The following is a 6,356-nucleotide window of genomic DNA, read 5'->3' on the forward strand; positions in this document are numbered from 1 at the left end:
CGGCGGCCGGGTCTCGCCGCCGGACGCGGGCGGCGTCGCGTGCTCGGGCTGGGCGTACGGCGCCGCCGTCCCCGCCGCGCGAAGGGCGGTGGCGGCGATGGCGGTCTGCGTGCGTCCGGCCGTGCGCGTCTTGGTGGTGATGCGAGTTCGGGCGGGCCCCTGGGGGGCGGCCCCGATCCGGATGCCGGAGACCGTGCCGGTGGCGGGCGCCCTGCCCTGCATGCCACCGGCCGGCAGGCCCGCGCCGACCGGTCCGGCGACGAAGCCGAGGAGGCCGAGCACGACGACGAGCAGCCGCGCGACGGGCCGCCGGAAGGCGGGATGGTGCGCTTCGCCCATTCCGCCCTCCTCCCCGGTCCGCCGGCGGGTCGCTCGCCGGGCGCGTTCCCGCCAACCTAGCCCACTTTCCTCCAGGCGGCGCTCGTCCTGACTCCAGGGCGAGAGCCGTGAAAGCGGGTCCGTCAAGGACGGGTTGCGTGACAAAGACGTTGCCCGTCCTCGGCCACACGGCCTTACCAGCAGACACTGGCTGGTGTCCCGATCTGGCCAGCGCGCAGTCCGCCGCCCGCCATTGCCCGCGCGATTTATGCGAATTACTTTCGCGTATGCCCACCCCGAACCGGACAGAGGAGTCTCCGGTGGCACGAATCAGACAGACCGCGATCGTCGGGACCGCCGCCCTGGCCGTCCTCGCCGCGGGGGTCGCCCCCGCGTACGCAGCGGGCACGACCATCCGCAGGGGCTCGGCCACGGCCGCCGCCTACTCCGGCAACGTGCAGGCCTCGCTGCTCGGCACCGCGACGGTCAGCAGCTCGATCGGCAGCGGCTCCTGCAGCCAGTCGACGATGAACGGCTCCATCAACTCCGACGGCAGCGCGCTGAACGTCAGCTCCGCCACCTTCACCGGCACCGGCGGCGGCCCCTGCAGCGGCAGCACCAGCTCGACGATCACCGCGCAGAACCTGCCCTGGACGGGCGGCAACGTCACCTTCGACGCCGCGCACACCGGCGGCCGGGACGCCACCGTCACGATCGCGAACTTCAAGGTGAAGGCCGTGGTGGACATCTTCGGCGGCATCACCTGCGTGTTCGGCGGCAACCTCACCGCCAACGGCTACAACGGCACCAACGCCTCGCGGCCGGTCACCACCAGCAGCGACGCGCAGGTCGGCGTGAAGAACGCCACGGTCAGCAAGCAGTCGGGCAGCAGCTTCCTCTGCCCGTCCACGGCCACCGTGACCGCCACGTACGCGCTGCGCGGCGAGTCGGTCGCCGGATCCGGCACCTACAACCAGGCCCTCTACGTCACCAGCTGACAGAGGCCGGACCGGAGCTCCCGGGGAGGCCGCCGACCCTCCCCCGAGGTGCTCCCAGGAAAAGACGGGCCGCCCCGATACGGGGCGGCCCGTCACGTCGTCACCGGGGCGTCGCCCGGAGCCGGGTCAGCAGCCGACGAGCTGCGCGGCGAGGAAGGACTCGACCTGGCTGAGGGCGATGCGCTCCTGGCTCATCGAGTCGCGCTCCCGGACGGTCACCGCGTCGTCCTCCAGGGTGTCGAAGTCCACGGTGACGCAGAACGGGGTGCCGATCTCGTCCTGGCGCCGGTAGCGGCGGCCGATGGCCCCCGCGTCGTCGAAGTCGACGTTCCAGTTGCGGCGCAGCTGCGCGGCGAGGTCGCGGGCCTTCGGGGACAGGTCGGCGTTGCGCGACAGCGGCAGCACCGCGACCTTCACCGGGGCGAGCCGCCGGTCGAGCCGCATGACGGCGCGCTTCTCCATCTTGCCCTTGGCGTTGGGCGCCTCGTCCTCGGCGTAGGCGTCCATCATGAAGGTGAGCGTGCAGCGGTCGACGCCCGCCGCGGGCTCGATCACGAACGGGGTGAACCGGTCGCCGGACTCCTGGTCGAAGAACGACAGGTCGGCGCCGGACGCCTTGGAGTGCGTGGTCAGGTCGTAGTCGGTGCGGTTGGCGATGCCCTCCAGCTCGCCCCACTCGCTGCCGACGAAGTCGAACCGGTACTCCACGTCGACGGTGCGCTTGGAGTAGTGGGACAGCTTCTCCTGCGGGTGCTCGAACAGCCGCAGGTTCTCCTTGCGGATGCCGAGGTCGACGTACCACAGCATGCGCTCGTCGATCCAGTACTGGTGCCATTCCTCGTCGCTGCCGGGCTTGACGAAGAACTCCATCTCCATCTGCTCGAACTCGCGGGTCCGGAAGATGAAGTTGCCGGGCGTGATCTCGTTGCGGAACGACTTGCCGATCTGGCCGATGCCGAACGGCACCTTGCGGCGCGCGGACTGCTGGACGTTCAGGTAGTTGATGAAGATGCCCTGCGCGGTCTCGGGGCGCAGGTAGGCCAGGCCCGACTCGTCCTCGACGGGGCCGAGGTAGGTCTTGAGCAGCCCGTTGAACATCTTCGGCTCGGTGAACGAGCCCTTCACGCCGCAGTTGGGGCAGGAGATGTCGGCGAGGCCGTTCGCGGGCGGGCGGCCGTGCTTCTCCTCGTAGGCCTCCTCCAGGTGGTCGGCCCGGAAGCGCTTGTGGCAGGACTGGCACTCGGTGAGCGGGTCGACGAACGCCTGGACGTGGCCGCTGGCCTCCCAGACCTCGCGCGCCAGGATGACGCACGAGTCGAGGCCCACGACGTCGTCGCGGCCCTGCACCATCGACTTCCACCACTGGCGCTTGACGTTGTTCTTCAGCTCGACGCCGAGGGGGCCGTAGTCCCAGGAGGCGCGGAGACCGCCGTAGATCTCGCTCGACGGGTAGACCAGGCCCCGCCGCTTGGCGAGGTTGACGATCGTGTCCAGCACATCGGAACGGCGTGCCATGAAAGATTCTCCATCCGGCTGGCGGTCGGCGGGAACAGTGAGTGCGCCCCGGTCCCGCGGCGACGGCGGGCGGCGGCGAGTGTGATCCCCGGTGATGTGCTCCGGCGCGGGCGCCGCCGCCGCCGGAGAGTGCCCCCAGCTTAGGGCACGGGGGCCCCTGAGCAGGAACTAGTAAACGCGCCCGTCGGCGACATCGCTGTCGATGTTCAGGGTGACCCCGCCGTGCGTCTCCCGGTGGCCGCCGCGGTACTGCTTGACGCGGCGGTGCGGCGACCACCAGGCGTCCGGCAGGAACGGGTCTCCGTACACGCCGGCCCGGCCGTCCCAGTTGGCGAACCAGATGCAGGACGGCTTGCTGATCGAGGACCGGCCCACGTCGCGGATGCCGGACTTGGCGCTGCTGTAGAGGCACGGCTTGTAGCCCTCGGTCTTCAGCCGGTCGACCCAGTTGTCGACGAAGCGGAGGACGGCGGCCCGGCAGGCGCTCTTCCTGTGGTCGTAGGCCTCCATGTCGTAGTAGAGCGGCTTGCCCGCCGGGATGCCGAGCGCCCTGGCCCTGCGGGCGGCGTCCGCGGCCGCCTGGGCGCCCTGCCAGGAGGCGCTCCCGGCGGTGAAGCGCTGCGGGCGGCTGCCGCACGGGGCCTGGAGGCCCACGTAGGTGGCGGTGAGGCGGTAGCCCATGGCGCGCACCTGCCTCACCCACGAGGCGGTGAGGTTCGGCTGGGCGCATCCCCGCGCCGCTCCGCCGATGTAGATGTTGGTGACCTTGAACGAGGGCCGCCAGGCCCTCATGGTCGCCAGGGACGGGGCGGTGCAGGTGTCGAATCCCCTGCCGCGCACCCACGAGCGCTCCAGGGCGGTCCCCTGGCCTGAGGACGGGCTCTCGGCGGGCACCGGACCTCCGGTCGGCACCGGGGATCCGGTCGGCACCGGGCCTCCGCCGGGCGCCGTCCCCTCGGCCGGCGGCGTGGGCACGGTGGTCGCCGTCCGGCGGACGTCCGGCTTGGACGGCGCGGCGGTCCACCGGCCCGCCAGCCGGGTGCCCCGCAGGATCCGCTGGAGGACCTCCGGACTCCCGCCGTACACGCCGGTGATCGTGACGCCGGCCTCGGGCAGGGTGAGCCGCGTCTCGTGGTCGGCGGTCCGCCGCACCGTCAGCGAGGCGAGCTTGTCGGCGTGCACGACGGTCCGCGCGGTCCGCCCGTCCCCCGCGGGCTGGATGTGGACGGCCTCGGTGCGGCCGACGGCGCGCGCGGGGCAGTCGGGCTGCGGGCCGGGGCGGCCGAGGTAGACCGCGTGCCGGTCGTAGCGGACGCACCGGGACGGATGCCGGTCGAGCCGGTGCACCTCCCAGCCGGCCGGGACGGGGACGCGCAGCCCCCGGTACTCGACCACGCGGCCGTGCGGGCTCTCCCCGCTCCCGTCCGTCCCCCTCAGGGCGAGCGAGGCCGCCTGAGGGGGCGCGGGCCGCGCGGGGGCCGTCCCGGCGAGGGCGAGGACGGCGGCGACGGCCGCCGCCCCGGACGGCACACTGAACAGGACGGCATGGCGCATCACGTTCTCCCCCCGCGGGCCACGGCATGATCATGTGCGGGATGACCTCGGCGGAGGCGGCGAAACCGGGATGGGTCGCTTCTTGACCGCCGATTGCCCGCATTCTGACCGGGCATGCGAGGGACGGACCGGGCGGCCGCTCAGGCGGAGGAGACCACCTCGTAGGCGCCCGGTTCGTCCACGGCGAGGGCGGCGAGCGGCATGAACCGGAGTCGCACCTCGTAGGCGCCGAGCGCGCGGCGGTAGTGCCCGGCGCCCTCCCACTCGGTGACGAGGGCCCACAGCCCGGGGTCGTCGACGGTCCGGGCGAGGCGGCCGGAGCGGAAGCCGGTGCTCGCGGCCAGGGCCTCCAGCACCGCGGTCATGCTCTCGGCGAAGCCGCCGGACTCCTCGTCCGGCACCCGGTACCGGGTTATCGCGATCATCCGTCCATCCTGGCAGTACGTTGGGCCTGTGGAGACGAGAGGTGAGCGGCCGACCGGGCTGCGGGCGGCCGTCGAGCGGCGCAGCGCGGCGCCGGTGGTGTTCCTGCACCGGATGCCGCGGTGGGTCCTGCTCGCCGCCGTGTTCGTGCTGCTGGTGATCGGCATGGCCGGAACCGGCTGGGTGGCCGCGGCCGGGCTGCTGGTGCTCGCCGCCGCGCTCGGCTGGTTCGCCTACCTGAACTGGCCCGCGCTGGACGGCTCGGGAAGGATTTTGCGCCTCGCCGCGCTGGCCGTACTGGTGGGATTCGCCCTGGGACGCGGCATCGGTCGGTTTTGACAACCGTTTTCATCTTCGTCCATAATCGCACCGTGCCCCCTCTCCGCACAGCCCTGCGAACCGCGCCGGCCGCGGCGCTCGCCCTGGCCGGGCTCGCGGCGGGCCTGACGGCCTGCGCCGACGCCGGCGCGGACGTCCCGCCCGGCAGGACCGCGGTGGTGGCGTCCTTCTACCCGATGGCCTGGCTCGCCGGGAAGGTCGGCGGCGGCGACGCGTCCGTCCGGACGCTCACCAGGCCCGGGACCGAGCCGCACGACCTGGAGCTGACGGCGCGGCAGGTCGCGAACGTCCAGGACGCCGACTACGCCGTCTACGTCAAGGGCGTCCAGCCCGCCGTCGACGACGCGGTCCGCAATCACGCGAAGGGCAGGTCGCTCGACGCCGCGAGCCTCGTGCCGAGGCTTCCCCCGCCCGGCGAGACCGACGACGAAGAGGCCCACGACGGCGTACGGCACCGCGAGGCGTCCTACGACCCGCACATCTGGCTCGACCCGAGCCGGATGGCGACCGTGGCCGCCGCGCTGGGCGAGCGGCTGGCCGCCGCCGACCCCGCGCACGCGACCGGCTACCGGGAGCGCGCCCGGGCCACGGCACAGGCGCTGACCGGCCTCGACCGGGAGTTCCAGGAGGGCCTGCGATCCTGCGCGCGCCGGGAGATCGTCACCGCGCACGCCGCGTTCGGCTACCTCGCGGACCGCTACCGGCTCCGGCAGATCCCGGTCGCGGGCGTGGACCCGTCCGGCGAGCCGTCACCGAAGCGGCTGGCGGGGCTGGCACGGCTCGTCTCCTCCACCGGCGCGACGACGGTCTTCACCGAGACCCTGGTCAGCCCGAGGGTGGCCAGGAGCCTGGCGCGGGAGGCGGGCGTGCGGACGGCCGTCCTCGACCCGGCCGAGGGCGCGCCGGAGGGGGCGTCCGGCGACTACATGACGATCATGCGAGAGAACCTGCGGACCCTGCGGCCCGCGCTGGAGTGCACATGAACGAGACCACCGCCGCGCCGTTCGCGATGACCGGCGGCCTCGTCCGGCGGGACGGCCGCGCGGTGCTCGCCGGCGTCGACCTGCGGGTGGAGGCCGGCGACGTGCTCGCCGTCCTCGGTCCGAACGGCGCGGCCGGGCCGCCGCCCTCTCCTCACCGGTGAGCGCGTGCACCTCCCGTCCGAGCTGCGGGAACGGCTGCATGATCTCGTAGTCGGCGAACACCCGG

General features: G+C 73.2%; 8 protein-coding genes. 4 read left to right on the plus strand and 4 right to left on the minus strand.

The window, feature by feature from the left end:
• On the minus strand, nt 1-339 hold a 339-nt coding region (locus tag AB0K37_RS39485; protein ID WP_363990603.1), incomplete at its 3' end, for a hypothetical protein.
• Between the two features lie 299 nt (nt 340-638).
• Here AB0K37_RS39485 and AB0K37_RS39490 point away from each other — a divergent pair.
• The gene (locus AB0K37_RS39490; RefSeq protein WP_363990606.1) at nt 639-1,316 is read left to right on the plus strand and encodes a hypothetical protein; all 678 of its coding nucleotides are present in this window, start codon (nt 639-641) and stop codon (nt 1,314-1,316) included.
• 126 nt (nt 1,317-1,442) lie between these two features.
• On the opposite strand, the gene AB0K37_RS39495 is transcribed toward AB0K37_RS39490, so the two are convergent.
• From AB0K37_RS39495 to AB0K37_RS39505, 3 genes are all read right to left on the minus strand, one after another.
• A complete protein-coding gene (locus AB0K37_RS39495) occupies nt 1,443-2,831 on the minus strand; it encodes a glycine--tRNA ligase (protein WP_363990609.1) in 1,389 nt (462 codons plus the stop codon).
• A gap of 168 nt (nt 2,832-2,999) precedes the next feature.
• Nucleotides 3,000-4,385, minus strand: coding sequence for a DUF1906 domain-containing protein (locus AB0K37_RS39500; RefSeq protein WP_363990611.1), 1,386 nt, complete (start codon nt 4,383-4,385; stop codon nt 3,000-3,002).
• Between the two features lie 140 nt (nt 4,386-4,525).
• The gene (locus tag AB0K37_RS39505) at nt 4,526-4,810 is read right to left on the minus strand and encodes an antibiotic biosynthesis monooxygenase (protein ID WP_185023288.1); all 285 of its coding nucleotides are present in this window, start codon (nt 4,808-4,810) and stop codon (nt 4,526-4,528) included.
• A gap of 28 nt (nt 4,811-4,838) precedes the next feature.
• Here AB0K37_RS39505 and AB0K37_RS39510 point away from each other — a divergent pair, with 28 nt between their 5' ends.
• From AB0K37_RS39510 to AB0K37_RS39520, 3 genes are read left to right on the plus strand one after another with little or no spacing between them, the layout of a single operon-like run.
• Nucleotides 4,839-5,147 (plus strand): DUF6703 family protein, encoded by a 309-nt coding sequence (locus AB0K37_RS39510; protein ID WP_363990614.1) that lies wholly within the window; start codon nt 4,839-4,841, stop codon nt 5,145-5,147.
• Nucleotides 5,148-5,179: 32 nt separating this feature from the next.
• On the plus strand, nt 5,180-6,130 hold the full coding sequence (locus tag AB0K37_RS39515; protein WP_363990617.1) for a metal ABC transporter substrate-binding protein: 951 nt from the start codon (nt 5,180-5,182) through the stop codon (nt 6,128-6,130).
• Nucleotides 6,127-6,291: a hypothetical protein gene (locus AB0K37_RS39520; protein WP_363990620.1), complete on the plus strand. Its 165-nt coding sequence runs from the start codon at nt 6,127-6,129 to the stop codon at nt 6,289-6,291. Before AB0K37_RS39515 ends, AB0K37_RS39520 begins: the two co-directional genes overlap by 4 nt.
• Nucleotides 6,292-6,356 lie beyond the last annotated feature (65 nt).

This window comes from Actinomadura sp. NPDC049753 (assembly GCF_040674655.1).
GTDB classification, from domain to species: Bacteria; Actinomycetota; Actinomycetes; order Streptosporangiales; family Streptosporangiaceae; genus Spirillospora; species Spirillospora verrucosospora.

Bases quoted from the DNA above. Each gene is read 5' to 3' on its own strand.
- AB0K37_RS39520 (WP_363990620.1), top strand. From the start codon at position 6,127: ATGAACGAGACCACCGCCGCGCCGTTCGCGATGACCGGCGGCCTCGTC.
- AB0K37_RS39505 (WP_185023288.1), bottom strand. From the start codon at position 4,810: ATGATCGCGATAACCCGGTACCGGGTGCCGGACGAGGAGTCCGGCGGC.
- AB0K37_RS39495 (WP_363990609.1), bottom strand. From the start codon at position 2,831: ATGGCACGCCGTTCCGATGTGCTGGACACGATCGTCAACCTCGCCAAG.
- AB0K37_RS39500 (WP_363990611.1), bottom strand. From the start codon at position 4,385: ATGCGCCATGCCGTCCTGTTCAGTGTGCCGTCCGGGGCGGCGGCCGTC.